Origin of the sequence: Arthrobacter sp. IK3, assembly GCF_051337705.1 — a bacterium.
Classification (GTDB): domain Bacteria; phylum Actinomycetota; class Actinomycetes; order Actinomycetales; family Micrococcaceae; genus Arthrobacter_B; species Arthrobacter_B koreensis.
Map to the genome: position 1 here is coordinate 15430 of NZ_JBPPSW010000001.1, position 18405 is coordinate 33834.

18 protein-coding genes are annotated in these 18405 nt (G+C 67.1%); 15 read left to right on the forward strand and 3 right to left on the reverse strand.

The genetic code is table 11. From position 1 onward, the window contains the following. The first annotated feature begins 55 nt into the window (after positions 1 to 55). The 5 genes from ACSLGO_RS00075 (at position 56) to ACSLGO_RS00095 (ending at position 6879) form a co-directional block, all read left to right on the forward strand. Positions 56 to 3532, forward strand: a complete 3477-nt coding sequence (locus ACSLGO_RS00075) for a bifunctional proline dehydrogenase/L-glutamate gamma-semialdehyde dehydrogenase (protein WP_436399667.1) — start codon at positions 56 to 58, stop codon at positions 3530 to 3532. Beyond that, on the forward strand, positions 3529 to 4344 hold the full coding sequence (locus ACSLGO_RS00080; protein WP_436399668.1) for an SDR family oxidoreductase: 816 nt from the start codon (positions 3529 to 3531) through the stop codon (positions 4342 to 4344). Before ACSLGO_RS00075 ends, ACSLGO_RS00080 begins: the two co-directional genes overlap by 4 nt. 278 nt (positions 4345 to 4622) lie before the next feature. Beyond that, positions 4623 to 4889: a hypothetical protein gene (locus ACSLGO_RS00085; RefSeq protein ID WP_386917161.1), complete on the forward strand. Its 267-nt coding sequence runs from the start codon at positions 4623 to 4625 to the stop codon at positions 4887 to 4889. 126 nt (positions 4890 to 5015) lie between these two features. Next, positions 5016 to 6062 (forward strand): enoyl-CoA hydratase/isomerase family protein, encoded by a 1047-nt coding sequence (locus tag ACSLGO_RS00090; protein ID WP_325785993.1) that lies wholly within the window; start codon positions 5016 to 5018, stop codon positions 6060 to 6062. Between the two features lie 61 nt (positions 6063 to 6123). Then, positions 6124 to 6879 (forward strand): SDR family NAD(P)-dependent oxidoreductase, encoded by a 756-nt coding sequence (locus ACSLGO_RS00095; protein WP_152274226.1) that lies wholly within the window; start codon positions 6124 to 6126, stop codon positions 6877 to 6879. Between the two features lie 45 nt (positions 6880 to 6924). On the opposite strand, the gene ACSLGO_RS00100 is transcribed toward ACSLGO_RS00095, so the two are convergent. Continuing rightward, complete coding sequence (locus ACSLGO_RS00100; RefSeq protein WP_091601461.1) at positions 6925 to 7164, reverse strand: hypothetical protein; 240 nt, start codon at positions 7162 to 7164, stop codon at positions 6925 to 6927. Between the two features lie 134 nt (positions 7165 to 7298). On the opposite strand from ACSLGO_RS00100, the gene ACSLGO_RS00105 reads away from it, so the two are divergent. Further along, positions 7299 to 7628 carry a DUF6221 family protein gene (locus ACSLGO_RS00105; RefSeq protein WP_152273896.1) on the forward strand — a complete coding sequence of 110 codons (330 nt, stop codon included), beginning with the start codon at positions 7299 to 7301 and terminating at the stop codon, positions 7626 to 7628. A gap of 97 nt (positions 7629 to 7725) precedes the next feature. Further along, on the forward strand, positions 7726 to 9864 hold the full coding sequence (gene malQ / locus ACSLGO_RS00110) for a 4-alpha-glucanotransferase (RefSeq protein ID WP_436399669.1): 2139 nt from the start codon (positions 7726 to 7728) through the stop codon (positions 9862 to 9864). On the opposite strand, the gene ACSLGO_RS00115 is transcribed toward malQ, so the two are convergent. After that, complete coding sequence (locus ACSLGO_RS00115; protein WP_419242404.1) at positions 9861 to 10361, reverse strand: MarR family winged helix-turn-helix transcriptional regulator; 501 nt, start codon at positions 10359 to 10361, stop codon at positions 9861 to 9863. The two genes, malQ and ACSLGO_RS00115, sit on opposite strands and share 4 nt — an antisense overlap. 91 nt (positions 10362 to 10452) lie before the next feature. On the opposite strand from ACSLGO_RS00115, the gene ACSLGO_RS00120 reads away from it, so the two are divergent. The 7 genes from ACSLGO_RS00120 (at position 10453) to ACSLGO_RS00150 (ending at position 16627) form a co-directional block, all read left to right on the forward strand. Continuing rightward, positions 10453 to 11379 carry an SDR family oxidoreductase gene (locus ACSLGO_RS00120; protein WP_091601469.1) on the forward strand — a complete coding sequence of 309 codons (927 nt, stop codon included), beginning with the start codon at positions 10453 to 10455 and terminating at the stop codon, positions 11377 to 11379. Positions 11380 to 11396: 17 nt separating this feature from the next. Further along, positions 11397 to 11852: a MaoC family dehydratase gene (locus tag ACSLGO_RS00125; RefSeq protein WP_091601471.1), complete on the forward strand. Its 456-nt coding sequence runs from the start codon at positions 11397 to 11399 to the stop codon at positions 11850 to 11852. 108 nt (positions 11853 to 11960) lie between these two features. Then, positions 11961 to 12977 (forward strand): ABC transporter substrate-binding protein, encoded by a 1017-nt coding sequence (locus ACSLGO_RS00130; RefSeq protein ID WP_176697515.1) that lies wholly within the window; start codon positions 11961 to 11963, stop codon positions 12975 to 12977. A 100-nt stretch (positions 12978 to 13077) separates the two neighbouring features. Beyond that, complete coding sequence (locus ACSLGO_RS00135; RefSeq protein ID WP_091601596.1) at positions 13078 to 14622, forward strand: acyl-CoA synthetase; 1545 nt, start codon at positions 13078 to 13080, stop codon at positions 14620 to 14622. Between the two features lie 55 nt (positions 14623 to 14677). Then, positions 14678 to 15238 (forward strand): sigma-70 family RNA polymerase sigma factor, encoded by a 561-nt coding sequence (locus ACSLGO_RS00140; protein WP_436399670.1) that lies wholly within the window; start codon positions 14678 to 14680, stop codon positions 15236 to 15238. Continuing rightward, the gene (locus ACSLGO_RS00145) at positions 15238 to 16023 is read left to right on the forward strand and encodes a hypothetical protein (RefSeq protein ID WP_377955208.1); all 786 of its coding nucleotides are present in this window, start codon (positions 15238 to 15240) and stop codon (positions 16021 to 16023) included. The genes ACSLGO_RS00140 and ACSLGO_RS00145 overlap by 1 nt, the downstream gene beginning before the upstream one ends. An 85-nt stretch (positions 16024 to 16108) precedes the next feature. Beyond that, positions 16109 to 16627, forward strand: a complete 519-nt coding sequence (locus tag ACSLGO_RS00150) for a metallophosphoesterase family protein (RefSeq protein WP_386917156.1) — start codon at positions 16109 to 16111, stop codon at positions 16625 to 16627. A gap of 37 nt (positions 16628 to 16664) precedes the next feature. On the opposite strand, the gene ACSLGO_RS00155 is transcribed toward ACSLGO_RS00150, so the two are convergent. Next, a complete protein-coding gene (locus ACSLGO_RS00155; protein ID WP_436399671.1) occupies positions 16665 to 17480 on the reverse strand; it encodes a hydroxypyruvate isomerase family protein in 816 nt (271 codons plus the stop codon). A gap of 114 nt (positions 17481 to 17594) precedes the next feature. Here ACSLGO_RS00155 and ACSLGO_RS00160 point away from each other — a divergent pair, with 114 nt between their 5' ends. Continuing rightward, entirely contained in the window at positions 17595 to 18353 is a 759-nt protein-coding gene (locus tag ACSLGO_RS00160) for an IclR family transcriptional regulator (RefSeq protein ID WP_091601481.1), read from the forward strand. Positions 18354 to 18405: the final 52 nt, after the last annotated feature.

Sequence of the window (18405 nt, forward strand, 5' to 3'; positions counted from 1 at the left end):
CAGGTGAAACCGGTAACCCCTTCCCGTCAGGAGGAAAGACTCCAATACTGGGAGGATGACCCACACCACATCGCCACACCCCGGCAATGATGCCCACTACAGCTCCGATCCCGAATCTGCCCACCTCGCAGAGGAAACGATCCAGCTGGTCCGCACCTGGCTCGCAGAGGCGTCCACTCTCGAAGTGGACGCCTCTGCCGCGCAGCTGGCCGGAATCCTCAAAGACCCCGGCGGCCTCGGCTTCACGGTCGGATTCGTTGACGGGGTCATCCGCCCCGAAGACCTGCAGGTCGCTGCCCGCAACCTCGCCACGCTCGCCCCCCGGGTTCCGGACTTCCTGCCCTGGTACCTGAAAGCCGCCGTACGCACCGGCGGAGTGCTGGGGCCGGCTGTTCCTTCCGTAGTGGTGCCCGCAGCCCGCCGGGCACTGCGCAGGATGGTAGGCCACCTGATCATCGACGCTTCCGAGGAGCGCCTCGGCCAGTCAATCGCCCGGCTGCGCCGTGACGGCGTGCGGCTGAACATGAACCTGCTCGGAGAAGCGGTGCTGGGACGCCGGGAAGCCGAACGCCGGCTGGAAGGCACCCGCAGGCTGCTGGAACGCAGCGACGTGGACTACGTCAGCATCAAAGTCTCCTCCACCGTGGCGCCGCACGCCCCGTGGGCCTTTGACGAAGCCGTCGCCGATGTGGCGGAGACCCTCGCCCCGCTGTACCGGCTCGCCGCCGAATCTCCCCGCCCCAAGTTCATCAACCTGGACATGGAGGAGTACAAGGACCTTGAACTGACCATGGCGGTCTTCATGGAACTGCTCTCCCGTCCGGAGTTCCACAACCTCGAAGCCGGACTGGTCCTGCAGGCCTACCTGCCGGACGCGCTGGCAGCCATGCAGCAGCTCCAGGACTTTGCCGCCGCCCGCTGCGCCGCCGGAGGTGCCCCCGTCAAGGTCCGGCTGGTCAAGGGGGCCAACCTCCCCATGGAACAGGTGGAGGCATCCCTGCACGGATGGCCCCTGGCCACCTGGGGTTCGAAGCTCGAAACGGACACGAACTACAAGCGCGTCCTGGACTACGCCCTGCACCCGGAGCGAATCCGCAACGTCCGCATCGGCGTCGCCGGCCACAACCTCTTTGACATCGCCTACGCCTGGCTGCTCGCCGGCGCCCGGGGAGTCCGGGACGGGATCGACGTCGAAATGCTGCTCGGAATGGCAGCCGCACAGGCAGAGGTGGTCCGGAAGGAAGTCGGTTCACTGCTGCTTTACACCCCGGTAGTGCACCCGCAGGAGTTCGACGTCGCCATCGCCTACCTGGTGCGGCGGCTGGAGGAAGGGGCCAGCAGTGAGAACTTCATGTCCGCCGTCTTCGACCTGGCGGACGAAGAAACACTGTTCGAGCGCGAGAAGCAGCGCTTCCTCGACTCCCTGGCCGCGGTGGACAGCAGCGTTCCGGCTCCCCGCCGCCAGCAGGACCGTACCCGGGCACCCGAGCCCGGGCCGGACGAATTCGCGAACACCCCGGACACGGATCCTTCCCTGCCTGCCAACCGCGGCTGGGGCCGGGACATCCTGTCCCGGGTACCCGGATCGGACCTCGGGCGTGAGCTCGTCTCTGCATCGCGGGTGGTAACCGAAGAGCAGCTCGACGAACTCCTGAACGGTGCGGTGACCGCCCAGGAGAACTGGGCAGCCCTCGGCGGAACCGGACGCGCGGAGATCCTGCACCGGGCCGGGGACATCCTGGAAGCCCGGCGCGCCCAGCTGCTCGAAGTCATGGCGGCCGAGGCGGGCAAGACCTTGGACCAGGGCGATCCCGAGGTATCCGAGGCCATCGATTTCGCCCACTACTACGCCGAGCGGGCGCGTGAACTGGACGCCGTCGACGGCGCGCGGTTCCATCCAGCCCGCCTCACGCTCGTCACGCCGCCGTGGAACTTCCCGGTGGCAATCCCGGCCGGTTCAACGCTGGCGGCTTTGGCGGCAGGCTCATCCGTGATCCTCAAGCCGGCAGGACCGGCAGCACGGTGCGGGGCGGTACTGGCGGAAGCGCTGTGGGAAGCCGGCGTGCCCAGGGACGTCCTGCGCTTCGTGCAGCTGGGCGAGTCCGAGCTGGGCCGCGAACTCATTTCCCATCCGGCAGTGGACCGGGTCATCCTGACCGGCGCCTACGAAACTGCTGAAATGTTCCGCTCCTTCCGCCCCGACCTTGAGCTGCTGGCAGAAACGTCGGGCAAGAACGCCATTGTGGTGACCCCCAGCGCGGACTTCGACCTCGCCGCCCGTGACGTGGCGGCGTCGGCGTTCGGGCACGCCGGGCAGAAGTGTTCGGCAGCCTCACTGGTGATCCTGGTGGGCTCCGTGGCTGAGTCCCGCCGTTTCCACCACCAGCTGCTGGACGCCGTCCAGTCCCTCGTAGTGGGGCAGCCGGAGGACCCCCGGACACAAATGGGGCCCGTCATTGAACCTGCTGCCGGCAAACTGCTGCGCGGACTCACCGAACTGGGCGCTGGGGAGACCTGGGTGCTCCAGCCCCAAAAGCTCGACGCCGAGGGACGGCTTTGGTCCCCGGGAATCCGTGCCGGGGTACAGCCGGGCTCGGAGTTCCACCTCACCGAGTACTTCGGCCCGGTACTGGGCGTGATGCGGGCAGACACGCTTGAGGATGCAGTCCGGCTGCAGAACCAGGTGGACTACGGCCTCACCGCCGGACTGCATTCGCTGGACCCGGAAGAGATCCGCTGGTGGACGGGGGCGGTTGAAGCGGGGAACCTCTACGTCAACCGTGGAATCACCGGCGCAATTGTCCGCAGGCAGCCCTTCGGCGGATGGAAGAAGTCCTCGGTGGGGGCCGGAACCAAGGCGGGCGGCCCCAACTACCTGCTGGGACTGGGCAGCTGGAGCACCGGGCCCTCCACGGCAGACGCGGCTCCGGGGGACAAGGTCCGCACCCTGCTGGACCAAGCCGGCGGCGCATCAGTGCTTCCCAGTTCGGACCTCGCCTTCCTGCACCGGGCAGCTGCGTCCGACGCCGCAGCCTGGGCGGCCGAGTACGGCCAGGTCCGAGACGTCTCCGGTCTCAGTGCGGAACGGAACCTCTTCCGCTACCTGCCGGTTCCCGTCCACGTCCGGCTCGCGGAATCCGAACCGCAAGCGTCCGTGCTGCGCGTCCTCTCGGCGGCACTGCTGGCGGAATCCCACGTCACGGTCTCGGTTCCGGATGCGCTGGCTCCGGGTATTACCGCTGTCCTGGCCGCTTTCTCCTGTTCCGTCACGGTTGAAAATGACGCCGAATGGCTATCCCGGATGGGAACAGCGGACGCCCCTCCGTCCCGGATCCGGTTGCTGGGCGGAGACCGCAGGGCATTGGCAGCGGCCCTTGGCGGGCGGCCGGACTGTGCGGTTTACGCGCAGCCGGTCACCGAATCGGGAAGGGTTGAACTGCTGCCGTTCCTGCACGAACAGGCGATCAGTATCACGGCCCACCGCTTCGGCACCCCGAGCCCCATTGCCGACACCGAGCCAGGAAGGCCGTGACACTGGAAAGTCCCCTCCCGCTGGCGGGCCGTGCCGCCGTCGTCACCGGGGTGAGCCGCCGCCAGGGCATTGGCTATGCCGTGGCGTCGCGGCTCGCCCGGATGGGAGCCAGCCTTTTCACCGCCCACTACCAACCGCATGACCTGGACCAGCCGTGGGGCGGGGACTCCCTCGACGCCGTCGCGGAGGGGCTGCGCGGGCAGCTCGCCCCGGAGGCAGTCCTGGCGCACCGGAGCATCGACCTGGCCGAGCCTGAAGCCGCTTCGGAACTGGTCAGTGCCGCAGCCGCGGAACTGGGCCACCTGGACATCCTGGTCTGCAACCACGCGCGCAGCGGCGGGGACGGCCCGCTGGCGGAGATGACCCCGGAAAAGCTCGATGCCCACTGGCAGGTCAATACCCGCTCCACGCTGCTCGCCACCCGCGAGTTCGCGGCGCAGCATGACGGCCGGCCCGGAGGCAGGGTGATCTGGATGACGTCCGGGCAGATCAACCGCGGGGTCATGGACTCGGAAATTGCCTACGCGACGTCCAAGGCCGCCCTTGCCGGCATCACTCCGTCCGTGGCGGCGGACCTGGCGCGCCGGGGAATCCTCCTCAACACGGTGAACCCCGGGCCAGTCAACACTGGATACCTGACGGTGGAGACGGCCGACCGGCCGCCGGAGGTCCTCGCTGATGTGCTGGCACATTTCCCTGCGGGCAGGTTTGGTGAACCGGATGATCCGGCGCGGCTCATCGCGTGGCTCGTCAGCGACGAAGGGCGGTGGATGGTGGGCCAGGTGCTGAGCAGTGACGGCGGATTCCGGTAATTCACGCGGTTCGTGGATTCGCTCTTTTCATTACCTTCTGCGCTTGTTAGGGTCCTGCACATGGATACGCTCATTTTCGAGTAGCGAACTGCGCCCGCCGGAACACTCCGGCCCTTCACAGTGGCGCAAACCGCTCAACGCAGACCCACCCGCAACCGCTGGCCAAGGCCAGGCGTCCTTCCGTCTGCAGCTCGAAATCCCGCCGTGGAAAGTATTCCCGGCGTGCCCGGAAGGGCTCACCCTGGCACAGCCACGCCAGAGATGAACTGGAGCAAACCATGACTGAACCTACATCCAATCCCGCACAGGAACCGCTCGAACCAGCCGGTCTGCCTGCCCGCTCCTCCGCTGAGGAGGAGACGCAGCTGCAGGTCAATATTGCCCCCGCAGCCGCCCGCCGCCTCAGTGAGGAAGGCCTCCAGCGGCTAGCGGCCGCCCGCGAGCAGGAAGCCAACCTGCCCGGCTGGCAAAGCCTGGGCAAGGGCGGGAAGCCCAACCATGTAACCGGCCGCCAGGGCCGCCGCGAACGCAAGGTCCGCTGGTAGGAGAGCGGAACATCCGGTAAACACAGCTGCGCCGGCTGCGGGCAACATCGCCTGCAGCCGGCGCAGCTGCGTTCCCGGCGCTGTCCGGAGTTGGGCCGGATGGAAAAACTTGGGATGCTAGCGGGCATGAATTCCTCGCCCGCCCCCGCAACGGTTCAAACCTCCCCGCACGCCACGAAAGAACTGCAGGCCTGGACCTCCGGCACCTTGGGAACCATCCGGCTGAACCGGCCGCGGGCCCTCAACGCCATGACCCTGGACATGGTGCGGGCTATGGACCGGGTACTGCAGGACTGGGCGGCAGACAGTGCCGTGCAGGCCGTGGTGCTTTACGGTGCCGGTGAACGCGGACTGTGCGCGGGCGGTGACATCCGTGCGATTGCGTCAGGCACGGATGAACAGGCCATGGAGTTCTGGACCGCCGAATACGCGCTCGATGCGCGGGTGGCCGCTTTCCCCAAGCCGTATGTCGCAGTGATGGACGGTGTGGTCATGGGCGGCGGTATTGGGGTCTCCGGACACGCCGGGATCCGGATCGCCACCGAAAGGACCACTGCTGCCATGCCGGAGGTGCGCATCGGCTTCAGCCCCGACTGCGCCGGGTCCCTCCTGCTCTCCGGCGCACCGGGCGAACTCGGCACCCACCTGGCGCTGACCGCTGGATCGATGACCGGTGCCGACGCCGTGCTGTGCGGTTTCGCGGACTTCTACGTCCCTTCCGGGTCGCTAGCCGACCTGCTGGCCGCGCTTGAATCCGCGGGCAGCAGCGCCGCGGATGTGGTGGCCGCGTTCGCCGTCGAACCTCCGGCCGCGCCGCTCGCCGCCGAGCAGGACTGGATCGACGAGTGCTACAGGGGAGGGGACGTGGCCGCCATCCTGCAGAACCTGGAGCGGCACCCGGCGCCGGCCGCAGCGGAAGCAGCCCGGGCCATTCGGGCCATGGCACCGTTTTCGCTGGGGGTTGCGCTTGCCGCGCTGCGCGCCGCCGCACAGGAACCGGACCTCGGCACGGTCCTGCAGCGTGACCTGGTGATGGCGGAGAGGATGATCGGACGCCCCGATTTCCGTGAGGGCGTCCGCGCCCGCCTCCTGGACCGGAACGAGCCGCAGTGGAATCCTGCCCGGCTTGACCGCGTCGATCCGGCCGACGTGGCCTGGACTCTGGCCCTCTGATTGCTCCGGTGCCAGAATGAGGCGCACTGCGTCCACATTCTCTTCAGGCAAGGACACCGGCATGCTCCTCAACGGCAGGAATGCGGTCATCTACGGCGGCGGCGGATCGATTGGCGGCGCCGCGGCGCGCGCGTTTGCCCGCGAGGGCGCACGGGTCTTCCTGGCCGGCAGGCACGCAGAGCCGCTGCAGGAGGTGGCCGCGGAAATCCGGGCCGCCGGCGGACTGGCGGAATCAGCAGTGCTGGACGCGCTGAACCAGGAAGCGGTCAACGAGCATGCGGATGACGTCGCCGCGGCGGCAGGGAGCCTGGACATCTCCCTCAACGTGATCCAGCACGGCGACGTCCAGGGCACACCCATGGCCGCCATGTACCTGGAGGACTACCTTCGGCCGGTTTCCACCGCCGTGCAGGCAACCTTTATCACGGCGCAGGCGGCCGCACGGCACATGATGGAACAGAAATCCGGGGTGATCCTGGCTTTTGGCGGTTCGGGAACCGAAGACCGGGGACAGTATCTTGGCGGGCTGGTCACAGCCCTGGAAGCCATCGAATCGATGCGCCGCCAGCTCGCCATCGAACTGGGCCCGTTCGGCATCCGGGTGGTGACACTGCGCTCCGGCGGTGTCCCGGAATCCCTCCCCGCCGCCATGGAGGGACGGGAAGGAATAGCCGGATCCATCGCCGCAGCGACGCTGCTGAACCGGGCGGCAACGCTGGAGGATGTTGGGAACGCGGCTGTTTTCGCTGCTTCGGACATGGCGGCGAGCATCACCGGGACCACCATCAATATCAGCGCCGGTGCGATGCTCGACTGAGCCTGACGGCTGGCTGAGCCGGGCGGTCCCGTCAGGCGGACGGGTTTAGCGCTGGGTGCGCCAAATGGTGAAGTCCTCCGTGCTCACGGCCGTGTGCATCCCGGTTTCCTCGTCATTGAGCCACAGGGTTGCGAGTCCGGGCGCTGTGTCGCGGACTTCTCCGCGGTAGTAGACCTCGTCGCCGCTGCGGGCTTCGACGTAGTCTCCGCGGTGGATCGAGCTGACATTGCGGACGCGGCGGGCAGGGGCATTGGAACGGGATGGGGACGCGCAGGCTGAGGGCAAACTGAACTCCTGGATAGTTGGCTGGGGTCTTCGATAGGGGACCTAGTTATGTCAACCAGTCAAGTGCACGAAAATATTCCCGGAACGCCCGCGGACCCCTGACGCGGAGGATACCCTGCGCGTAAAGTCTGGGCATGGACATCGTGGATTTCCTGCTGACGCGCTTTCACGAAGACGCCGCGGAGTCACGCAAGCTGCTGGGCGGCTCCGAGATTTCGCTCTCTGACCGCTGGTATGAAGAGCGCCTGCTGCGCGAGTGTGAGGCCAAGCTGATGCTGATTGACATCATTGGCGGCGCCCGGCGCAACGCGCTTTCCCGCATGCTGCAGGACGCTGAAGGGGACAGCCGCACCTATGCGGACGAACTGGAATGGACCACGCTGGCGCTCGCTGCGCTGGCCGCCCCCTATGCGGAGCATGTGGACTACCAGGACGTCTGGCGGCTGGTTGAAAAACGGCCCTGACGTCCAGCACCGCGGTGCTTTGGCTGCACGGACCACCCCGCCCCTGTCCTTGGGGTGCCTTTGCGCCTAGATTGGCACGCATGACTGTGGAGACCCGATGACGGAATACGACGACGGCGCCGCACCGGCAAGGGAGCTGCTGGAGCAGCTGGCAGAAGCCAAGAACGTTGCCACAACCTTCACCGGCTGGGACGGCGGTGTCCAGCAGGTCTCGGATGCTTCCCTCATCAGCGTCCTCGCTGCCCGCGGAGCGCCGGCAGCGACCCGGGAGCAGGCCGAGGCATCCCTGGCGGAAGCGGCCCTGGCGCCCTGGCGCAGTATGCTGCCGCCCACGGTAGTCCTGCGCCGGCAGCAGCCCCTGCCAGTCACGGTCCATGTGCCCCGCGGAGCCGAGGCGCGGGCCTGGATCACCCTGGAGGACGGCAGCTCCGTGCCGCTGCCCTCCCCGCCGGCTGCGGAACAGACGGCCGAAACAGCGATCATGAACGGCGTCGAACTGGAAGCCAGGCAGCTGCTGCTCCCGGCCGGCCTGCCGCTGGGATGGCATGCCCTGCACGTTTCCTGCCCCGGACGGGAAGAACAGTCCGTCCTGGCGGTCACCCCTGACCGACTGCCCGCTCCGAACACAGGGGGCCGGGGGTGGGGGATGATGGCCCAGCTTTACTCCGTGCGGTCCGAACGGTCCTGGGGGATCGGGGACCTTTCCGACCTCGCGGACCTCTCTGCCGTGTCAGGCAGCGCCGGCGCTGCCTTTATGCTCATCAACCCGCTCCACGCTGCCGAACCAGTGCCTCCCGTCGAGGGCTCGCCCTACCTTCCGGCCACCCGCCGCTTCTTCCACCCGCTCTACATCCGGGTGGAAGCGATCGAGGAGTATGCCTATCTTCCCGGGTCGGAGCGTGCCGGGATCGAGGCCCTGGCCGCGAACCAGCGGGCAGTGGACCGCGATGGGCGGCTGCTGGACCGCAACTCGTCCTACGCCGCCAAGCTCCAGGCACTCCGCGCGGTCTACCAGGTGCCGCGCAGCCCCGCCCGGGCGCAGCAGTTCGAGGCCTTCGTCCGCGAGGCGGGGCCCGGCCTGGAGAGCTTTGCCCTGTGGTGTGCCCTCGCGGCCGACTATCCTCCGGAAGCGGCCGAATGGCAGGAAGGGCTGCACAGTGCCCTGGCGGCGGAGAAATCCGCCGAACTCGCGGACGAAACCATGTTCTACAAGTGGCTGCAGTGGATCTGCGACGAGCAGCTCGAATCTGCCCAGCGGGCAGCACTCAGCGCGGGCATGGGAATCGGAATCGTCCACGACCTCGCCGTGGGGGTCCATCCCGGCGGCGCCGATGCCTGGACGCTGCGGGACGTGATGGCCCCGGAGGTCTCCGTGGGCGCGCCTCCGGACATGTTCAACCAGATTGGCCAGGACTGGAGCCAGCCGCCCTGGGATCCGGACCGCCTCGCGGCAAGCGGCTACGGCGCGTACCGGGACATGCTGCGCACCATCCTGCGCCATGCCGGTGGTGTCCGCGTGGACCATATCCTGGGCCTGTTCCGTCTCTGGTGGATCCCGAGGGGACAGGAGCCGGGCAAAGGCGCGTACGTCTACTATGACCATGAGGCGCTGGTGGGGATCCTTGTCCTGGAAGCGCACCGGGCCGGCGCCGTCGTGATCGGCGAGGACCTTGGGGTGTTCGAACCCTGGGTCCAGGGCTACCTGGCGGAGCGGGGCGTGCTTGGCACGTCGATCCTGTGGTTCGAACAGACCGGGGAGGGGCCGCGGGAGCCCGCGGAGTACCGGCCGGGGGCGCTGGCCACGATCGGCACCCACGACCTGCCGCCGGCAGCCGGATACCTGGCCGGAGAGCACGTCACGCTGCGGGATTCGCTGGGACTGCTGAACCGTCCGGTGGAGGAAGAACGCGAACTGGATGCCGCCGCCACCCGCGGCATCCTCGACCTGGCCCGCCGGCACGGACTGCTGGAACCGGGTGCCTCCGAGCAGGAGACGGTGGAGGCACTGCACCGGCTCATCGCCCTGAGCCCCTCGTCGCTGGTGGGGGTGGGCCTGGTGGATGCCGTCGGTGAGCGCCGCACACAGAACCAGCCGGGGACGGCGCGTGAATATCCGAACTGGTGCATTCCACTGGCCGGCCCGGACGGGAAACCGGTACTGGTCGAAGACCTCGCTGCCAACCCGCGGTTCGCGTCACTCACACGCGTCATGAACAGCGCGCTGGGAAAGGGCTAGGCCTGGTCTGCGAAGGCCACCCGGCGCAGCAGGTCCCTCAGTTGGTTCCGCTCGGCGGGGGAGAGCGCTCCGAGTGAGGCCTCCCCGGCTCCTCGGACCACCGCGGCCGCCTGGGCATACAGGCGCTTGCCTGCCGCCGTCGGGGTGATGATGTTGGACCGGCGGTCCCGCGGATCTGCCTTGCGTTTCACGGCTCCGCGCTTTTCAAGCTGGTCCACCAGCGCAACGATCTGGCTCGGGTCCAGGAACAGGAACTCGGCCAGTTCCCGCTGGGAGGGGTTCAGCCCGCTGCACGCCAGGGACAGGACCGAATAGGACCGGACCTTCAGGTCCAGCGCCGCCAAATGTTCGTTGGCACGCCGTGAACCCACCGAGCGTGCACGTGCGGCAAGAAATTCCGTCTCGTTGGCCAGATCGGATGAGTACAGGCGCTCGATTCCGGCTTCGGGTGACGGGGGTGCTGCAGCGCGCGCAGTTGGGTGGGCCGTCTCAGTCATGAGTCAAGAGTACGCCCCGTTTCAACTGTTGACTTTCTCAACTATCTCGGATGTCATGGTGTGAGACAGGACACAATCATGAGGAGTTCGAATGTCCCTTCAGGGCAAAGTTGCGATCGTTACCGGCAGCGGACGGGGGCTGGGCCTGGCCTACGCCCGCGAACTGGCACGGCAGGGCGCGGCAGTGGTGGTCAACGACGTCGACGCCGCCGTCGCTGAGGAAGCCGCGGCGACCATCACCGCCGACGGCGGCCGTGCCGTGGCCGTAGTGGCTCCGGTAGGTTCCACCGAGACCGCCAAGGCGCTGGTGAACGCCGCCGTGGAAAACTTCGGCGGCCTGGACATCCTGGTCACCAACGCCGGCGTGCTGCGGGATAAGTCCCTGCTGAAGATGACGGATGAGGACTTTGACCTGGTGATCAACGTGCACCTGCGCGGAACGTTCACCTGCGTGCGGGAAGCCTACGCGTACTTCAAGGAAAACAATGTTCAGGGCCGGATCATCGCCATTGGATCCCCCACCGGCCAGCGCGGAAACTTCGGGCAGACCAACTACGCAGCCGCCAAGGCCGGGATTGTTGGGATGGTACGGACCTGGGCCCTGGAAATGAAGAAGGCCGGCGTCACCGCCAACGCCGTCATTCCGGTGGCGGCAACCGCCATGACCAAGACCGTGCCGTACTTCGCGGCCGCCGTCGAAGCGGACGAGCGGGGCGAGGCCATGCCCGATTTCTTCCGCAAGACACTCGGCTTCGGGACGGCCGAGGACGTTGCCGGCCTGATCGCCTTCCTGGCCTCCGAAGAGGCAGCCGGCATCACCGGCCAGGCAATCGGAGTGGGCGGTGACCGCCTGCAGCTGTGGTCCCACCCGGAAGCAGTCGAATCCGAATACCGCGACGGCGGCTGGAGCTACGAGGATCTTGCCGAAGGCTTCCCCTTCGCCGGGAAGCAGCAAAGTGTGGGCGAGAAGTTCCCGCCGCTGCCCGCCGAGCTCCAGCCCGAGACCGCTACCAACTAAACGCTAGGAAAAAACACATGAGTGCCACTGTTGTCACCTTCGAAGAACTGCCGTCCCTGGTAGGCAAGGACCTCGGCTACACCGACTACATCGAGATCACCCAGAACCAGATCAACACGTTCGCGGACGCCACTGATGATCATCAGTGGATCCACACCGATCCGGAAAAGGCGAAGGATGGCCCCTTCGGCGCCCCGATCGCGCACGGTTTCCTGACCCTGTCCCTGATCATTCCGCTGTGGAGCTCGCTCTTCGACGTCGACGGCGTGAAGACCAAGGTCAACTACGGCCTGGACCGGGTCCGGTTCACCAACCCGGTGAAGGTGGGTTCCAAGGTCCGCCTCCACTCGGTAATCTCCGAGGTCACCGAGGTTAAGGGCGGCGTGCAGATCAAGACGTCCAACACCATCGAGATCGACGGCGAAGAACGTCCCGCCGTCGTCGCAGAGTTCCTGGCACGGTTCTACGCCTAACCTGCCAGCCGCACTCCCGGCCCCGTCCGCGGTTCGGGCAGCACCAATGCACCACCAGCACCACCCCTCCAGCAGTATCCATTTCTCCCCTCAAGGAAGAGGAAAGTCATGAGGCACTTCATTACCCGGCGGGCTGCCAAGGCCCTTGCGCTCGGCGCAGTCGCCACCCTGGCACTGGCGGGCTGCGGCGGCGGCAGCCTGTCCGGCAGCGATTCAAGCTCCTCCCCGTCCGCGTCCGGATCCGCTGCAGCGGGCGGCGAGCTCGAAAAGATCGTCGTTGGCGTCATCGGCATCGCGCCCTCGGCCGCCATGCAGTACGGCGTGGACGAAGGCATCTTCGAGGAGCACGGACTGGACGTTGAACTCCAGACCGGCCAGGGCGGCGCAGCCATGCTCCCGGCAGTCTCCACCGGAGACATGAACTTCGCCGTCGGCAACCCGCTGACCGTCATGGTGGCCAAAGACAAGGGCCTGGACATGAAGATCGTCACCGGGTACTCCAACTCCTACGCCGAAGGCGAAGACATCAACGGCGTGGTGGCACGGGCGGATTCCGGCATCACCAGCTTCGCCGACCTGGAGGGCAAAACCGCCAGTGTCAACGCAGTGAACACCCAGGGCGACCTGACCATCATGGAAGCAGCATCCCTGGCCGGGGCTGATCCCACGCAGATCAAGTTCTCCGAGATGCCGTTCCCGGACATGGAAGCCCAGCTGGACCTCGGCAACACGGACGCCATCTGGATTCCGGAACCCTTCCTCAGCAAGGCACTGTCCAACCCGGACAACGTCCTGGTGGGCTACTCCAACCAGGAAGCCGTCCCGGGCATGCCCACCATGGTGACCTTCACGTCCGGCAACTATGCCTCCTCCAGCCCGGAAACGGTGGAGAAGTTCAAGACCGCCATGGAAGACCTCCTGGAGCAGGCAGAAGCCAACATTGACGACGTCAAGGCAGTCCTCCCGGCCTTCATGAACATGCCTGCAGAGGTGGCAGCCAATCTGAAGATGGAGCAGTACGACGCCGAGCTGCGCACCGAACAGCTCAACGACATGGGCGAACTGATGCTCAAGTACAAGTTCGTTGAAAAGGCACCCGACCTGGAAGCAATGACGATCCAGTAATGAGCCGTGCCGGGGTCCGCCTGCACCTCCTCAGGCGGACTCCGGCACACCCGCTCGCCAACACCCAAACCACCCGGCACGGATGAAGGACGTTTCAGCAATGCAGAACCAGGGCCTTGGGTCATGGATCCACCGCCAGCGGATCAAGTCAGGTTCCAGAACGGCACTGGTCTTCCGTGACCAGGCAACGAGCTACGCGGAGCTGGACGATCGGATCAACAGCCTCGCCGCAGCGCTGCGCGCGGCAGGAGTCCGGCAGGGAACGCGCGTGGCTTTCCTTGGCGACAACCACCCCTCCTTCCTTGAGACCTTCTTCGCCGCCGGTTCCCTTGGCGCGGTCTTCGTTCCACTGAACACCCGGCTGGCTCCGCCCGAGATCCAGTTCGCGCTCCAGGACTCCGGCAGCACCGTGCTGGTGAACACCCTGGCCCTGGACGAGCTTGCGGTCCGCGGCTCACGGGGCACCGGCGTCGAGCTCCGTCTCCTGGTGGATGACGGCACAGGTGCCGTCCGTGCCGAGGATCCCGAGGGCCGGGTCCAGCCGTACGAGCCGGCCTTCGAGGCACCGTCCGGCTTCGCGGATGCTCCGGTGTCCCTCGAGGACGCCGCGATCATCCTCTACACGTCCGGGACCACCGGACAGCCGAAGGGCGCCCTGCTCACCCACGCCAACCTGGCCTGGAACTGCTTCAACGTGCTGGTGGACTATGACGTCGCGGAGAACGATATTGCGCTGATGATCTCACCGCTGTTCCACGTCGCGTCCCTGGACATGGGGGTGCTGCCGAACCTGCTCAAGGGTGCCACCGTGATCCTCGAAACCCGGTTCGAGCCGGGGCGGACCCTTGAACTCATCGAGAAGTACCGGGCCACCTACATCAGCGGCGTCCCCACCACCTACCAGCTGCTGTGCGAACACCCTGACTGGGACAAGCGGGACATCAGCTCGCTCCGCAAGCTCACCTGCGGCGGGTCAGCCGTGCCGCTGCGCGTGATCGACGCGTACGAGGAACGCGGCCTGAGCTTCTCTGGCGGCTACGGCATGACCGAAACGGCGCCCGGCGCCACCGCCCTGCCCCCGCTGTTCTCGCGGGAGAAGGCCGGTTCCGCCGGCGCTCCGCACTTCTTTACCTCCGTCCGTGTGGCCCGGCTGGACGGGAGCGACGCCGACCCCGGCGAAGTGGGCGAGGTACAGATCAGCGGGCCGAATGTCATCAAGTCCTACTGGAACCGGCCGGACGCCACTGAAGCTGCCTTTGTGGACGGACACTGGTTCCGCTCCGGGGACATGGGCTATTTCGACGCCGACGGGTTCCTCTTCATCTCTGACCGGCTGAAGGACATGATCATTTCCGGCGGAGAGAACATCTACCCCGCCGAAGTGGAGCAGATCATCAGCGAGCTGGATGCGGTTAGCGGCGTCGCGGTCATCGGTGTGGCGGATGAGAAGTGGGGCGAGGTGCCGAAGGCGCTGGTAACCCTGCGGGACGGGTTCACGCTGGAGCCGGCCGAGGTGGCCGCGCACCTGGACGGCCGCCTGGCACGCTACAAGATTCCCAAAACCGTGGAGATCGTTTCCGATTTTCCGCGCACGGCCAGCGGCAAGATCCGCAAGGCTGACCTGAAGCGCCAGTACGCCGGCTAGAAAATCCCCGGTGCCGGTGTGAAACACTCGGGCGCATGGCGGACAGGTACGGGGTATGACCCAGTTCCCAGGAAAGCCGGACCGTGAGGCGCGCTTTAGGGCTCTCTATGCCGCCGTGTACCCGGACCTGCTGAGGTTCGTGCAGCGGCGCACGGGCGCCGGCCATGCCGAGGACCTCGTCGCCGAAACCTTCCTGGTGGTGTGGCGCAGGTTCGAGGACCTGCCCGCAGGCGAGGCGGACCGGCGTGCCTGGATCTTTGGCATAGGCCGCAACATGATGCTGAACGGCCGCCGCGGCGAGCAGCGCCGCAGCGCGCTGGGCGTCCGCCTCAGTGAAGCCGTTTCAGTCCCGGTCTCTTCGGCCGAGATTGACTTCGCGGAGCAGCGGATGGATGTTGCCCGCGCCTGGCGGCAGCTGTTCGAGGTCCACCAGGAAGCCCTGGGGCTGGCTGTCTTCGAGGACCTTCCAGGGCCGCAGGCTGCGGCTGTCCTGGGCATTTCCCCGGTCGCCTACCGGATCCGGCTCACCCGCGCCCGCCGGGCGCTGCGGCTGCTGCTGGACCATCTTCCCGCTGCCGCCGCGGTGCGGGTACCTGCTGCCGAAAGGAAACCGTAATGCTGCGGGATGAAGAAACAGATGTGCTGCTGAAGTCACTGGACGCTGCTGCCCCGGCCGGTACAGGACCGGAGCGGAGAACTGCGGACGTTGAACGGATACTGGCTGCTGACCACGCCGGCGAAGAGTTGCGGACGATACCCGCGCGGACGCGAAGGAACCGCCGTCTTGTCCTTGGCTGTGCCGCCGCAGCAGCTGCCCTGGCGATTCTTGCCGTTCCGGTGCTTGGCGGCGGTGATCCGGCGTATGCCAGCTGGACCCAGACACCGTCTGCCCTGGGTCCGGAAGGCAGCGAGAAGGCCGGGAACGACTGCCGTTCGTCGGACCGGAACACGGCTCGCGAATCCGCAGGAGCAAGCGTGGCAATTGCCGAGCGCCGGGGCGAGTGGACCACGGTTGTCCTCTCCGGCCCAGGCGGCTTCTCATCCATGTGCGTTACTGACGGGTCTCTCTTCGGCGGTTCTTTTGGGTACTCAGGCAAGACTCCGGGCGGAGCTGGGCCCGCTGCGCGTGGCTTGCTTCCCACCGCCATGGGGATGGGATCCACTTCTGCTGGCGAGCTTTCCATGGTTGTGGGTGCCGCGGGAGCCGATGTCAGCGCTGTCTCCTATGCCAGTCATACCCAGGGTGAGGTGAGCGGCAGTGTTGCCAACGGGTACTTTGTGCTGTGGTTTCCCGGGGACGAGCTGAAGGACTATCCGGACGCCGGCATCCCGTTGGAGTTGACCTACAAGGACGGAACCCGGGGCCAGGTCCGGGTTTCCCTGGACTGGGCGAACCCGTAGGCCCGGCCGGCGAATCAATACCGGGCTAACCTAGGGTCCGGGCCCGGAACGTGCCCGTGGGGAATGCACCGAGAGGGAAGTGGGAATGACAACCAGGGCGCTGCTAATTGCAGACACCCATGTGCCAAAGCGGGCCAGGGCGCTGCCGGCAGAGGTGTGGGATGAAGTGGAAGCGGCAGACCTGGTCATTCACGCCGGTGACTGGGTCAGCGAGAACCTCCTGGACGAGCTGCAGGAACGTTCGCACGCACTGCTGGGCTGCTGGGGGAACAATGACGGACCCGGACTCCGCGCCAGGCTGCCGGAGGCAGGCACCGCAGTCGTCGGCGGCGTGCGCATCGCCGTCGTGCATGAAACCGGTGCGGCAAAGGGCCGTGAAGCGCGTATGCAGGGCGCATTCACGGACACTGACCTGCTGGTCTTTGGGCACAGCCACATTCCCTGGGACACCACCACGCCAAACGGGCTGCGGCTGCTCAACCCGGGGTCCCCGACGGACCGGCGCCGCCAGCCGTACTGCACCTATATGGTGGCGAACATCGGCAACGGAACGGTCGACGTCGAACTGCACCGGCTGCCGCTGCGCACCTCCCGCACCCGATAACTCCCCACGGCACCGGCAGGAACCTCCGCGCCAGGGTTTACTCCGCGGCCGCCCGGTACGGCTCCAGCCAGGTGAAGGCCTCCGCGCTGGGGCTGAGGTATTCCAGGCTGATTAATCCCCGGTAGCCCGCGGCGATGGCCGACGCCGTCCACCGTGCCAAAGGCAGGCCGCCGGTTCCGGGGGCACCGCGTCCCGGAGCGTCGGCGAGCTGGATGTGCCCGAACGACGCCGCGTGCCCGGCGATGAGGGCCGGTACGTCCTCGCCGTTGACGGCCAGGTGGTAGAAGTCCGCCAGCAGGGCGAGGTTCTGCCGTCCGGTGCCGTGCACCCGTTCGAGGACGGCGAAGCAGTCGGCTGCGGTCCGGAGGGGGTACCCGGGGACCCCGCTGAGCGGCTCCAGCAGGACCGTCCCGCCCAGGGAGGAGACGGCGTCGGCGGCCGCAGCCAGATTCTCCACCGCACAGTCTGCACGGGCGGCCGGGACGGTGTTTTCCTCCGGCAGGCCGTACAGTGCGTTGAACCCGCGGCACCCCGTCCGCTCGGCGATGCCGGCAGTGGTCTCCAGACTGGAACGGAAGGCTGCGCTGCGGGAGGGAGAGGAGAGCACGCCGCGCTCCCCGTCCGGCATGTTCCCGGCATAGAAGTTGAGCCCGGTCAGCCGGACGCCGGCGTCGGAGACTGCGGTGAGGAAGGCATCCACCTCCCGATCCCCGGGAACCGGCGATTCGAACGGCCACCAGAATTCGACGGCGCTGAACCCCGCCGCTGCCGCTGCAGCCGGGCGCTCCAGCAGCGGAAGATCCGCGAGCATGATGGAACAGTTCACGGTCAGGTCCCGCAAGGGTCCAGTCATGGCAGTGCCTCCTCTGAGACTTCCGTAGAACGGATAATATTGTTTGCGATACGGAATGAGAACGTAGTGCTGAACTGTTCGCCTTGGTGAACCGTACCGGAAGGACCTGCCGTGATGGCTGAGCGAACCGCTGGCCCCGGAGTGCAGTCGGTGGAGCGGGCCTTCGAGCTGCTGGAGCTCATTACGGACGCCGGCGGTTCGGCGGCGCTCAGCGAGCTCGCGGCCACTGCGGACCTGCCACTGCCCACCATCCACCGCCTGCTGCGCACCCTGGTTGGCCTGGGCTACGTCCGCCAGCTGCCGAACCGCCGGTACGCCCTGGGGCCCCGGCTGATCCGGCTTGGCGAAGGGGCAACCGCACAGCAGGGTGCCCTGGCGCTGCCGGTGCTGAAAAAACTCGTTGACCAGCTGGGCGAAACAGCCAACATGGCCGTCCTGGACTCGGACCAGGTGCTGTACATCGCCCAGGCGCCGTCCAGGCACTCCATGCGGACCTTCACCGAAGTGGGCCGGCGGGCCCATGCCCATGCCACCGGCGTCGGAAAGGCGGTCCTGGCGCAGCTCCCGGATGACCAGGTTCGCGGCATTGTGGCCCGTACAGGGCTGCCCGCAGCTACGGAAGCCAGCATCACCGGCCTCGATGGGCTCTTGGCGGACCTGGAACTGATCCGCCGGCGCGGCTGGTCCGTGGATGAGCAGGAGCAGGAGCTGGGTGTGCGCTGCTTCGCCGTCGCCGTGCCCGGTGCGCCCAGCCCCACCGCGATCTCGGTGTCCGGACCGGTCTCCCGGGTGGACGAAGCCTTTGGGCAGCGGGCAATTCCGCTGCTCCAAGCAGCCGCGCGGGAGGTCGCGGAGGACCTGCGGCACCGCTGAGAGACCAACCGAAAGAGGGAAGGGCCGGAAACCGCGTACGGTTTCCGGCCCT

What these genes read in the sequence shown, in the direction of transcription:
- ACSLGO_RS00130 (WP_176697515.1), top strand. Translation starts at nt 11,961, where the DNA reads ATGAGGCACTTCATTACCCGGCGGGCTGCCAAGGCCCTTGCGCTCGGC.
- ACSLGO_RS00115 (WP_419242404.1), bottom strand. Translation starts at nt 10,361, where the DNA reads ATGACTGAGACGGCCCACCCAACTGCGCGCGCTGCAGCACCCCCGTCA.
- ACSLGO_RS00085 (WP_386917161.1), top strand. Translation starts at nt 4,623, where the DNA reads ATGACTGAACCTACATCCAATCCCGCACAGGAACCGCTCGAACCAGCC.
- ACSLGO_RS00075 (WP_436399667.1), top strand. Translation starts at nt 56, where the DNA reads ATGACCCACACCACATCGCCACACCCCGGCAATGATGCCCACTACAGC.
- ACSLGO_RS00160 (WP_091601481.1), top strand. Translation starts at nt 17,595, where the DNA reads ATGGCTGAGCGAACCGCTGGCCCCGGAGTGCAGTCGGTGGAGCGGGCC.
- ACSLGO_RS00125 (WP_091601471.1), top strand. Translation starts at nt 11,397, where the DNA reads ATGAGTGCCACTGTTGTCACCTTCGAAGAACTGCCGTCCCTGGTAGGC.
- ACSLGO_RS00105 (WP_152273896.1), top strand. Translation starts at nt 7,299, where the DNA reads ATGGACATCGTGGATTTCCTGCTGACGCGCTTTCACGAAGACGCCGCG.
- malQ (WP_436399669.1), top strand. Translation starts at nt 7,726, where the DNA reads ATGACGGAATACGACGACGGCGCCGCACCGGCAAGGGAGCTGCTGGAG.
- ACSLGO_RS00145 (WP_377955208.1), top strand. Translation starts at nt 15,238, where the DNA reads ATGCTGCGGGATGAAGAAACAGATGTGCTGCTGAAGTCACTGGACGCT.
- ACSLGO_RS00140 (WP_436399670.1), top strand. Translation starts at nt 14,678, where the DNA reads ATGACCCAGTTCCCAGGAAAGCCGGACCGTGAGGCGCGCTTTAGGGCT.
- ACSLGO_RS00155 (WP_436399671.1), bottom strand. Translation starts at nt 17,480, where the DNA reads ATGACTGGACCCTTGCGGGACCTGACCGTGAACTGTTCCATCATGCTC.
- ACSLGO_RS00150 (WP_386917156.1), top strand. Translation starts at nt 16,109, where the DNA reads ATGACAACCAGGGCGCTGCTAATTGCAGACACCCATGTGCCAAAGCGG.
- ACSLGO_RS00095 (WP_152274226.1), top strand. Translation starts at nt 6,124, where the DNA reads ATGCTCCTCAACGGCAGGAATGCGGTCATCTACGGCGGCGGCGGATCG.
- ACSLGO_RS00090 (WP_325785993.1), top strand. Translation starts at nt 5,016, where the DNA reads ATGAATTCCTCGCCCGCCCCCGCAACGGTTCAAACCTCCCCGCACGCC.
- ACSLGO_RS00135 (WP_091601596.1), top strand. Translation starts at nt 13,078, where the DNA reads ATGCAGAACCAGGGCCTTGGGTCATGGATCCACCGCCAGCGGATCAAG.
- ACSLGO_RS00120 (WP_091601469.1), top strand. Translation starts at nt 10,453, where the DNA reads ATGTCCCTTCAGGGCAAAGTTGCGATCGTTACCGGCAGCGGACGGGGG.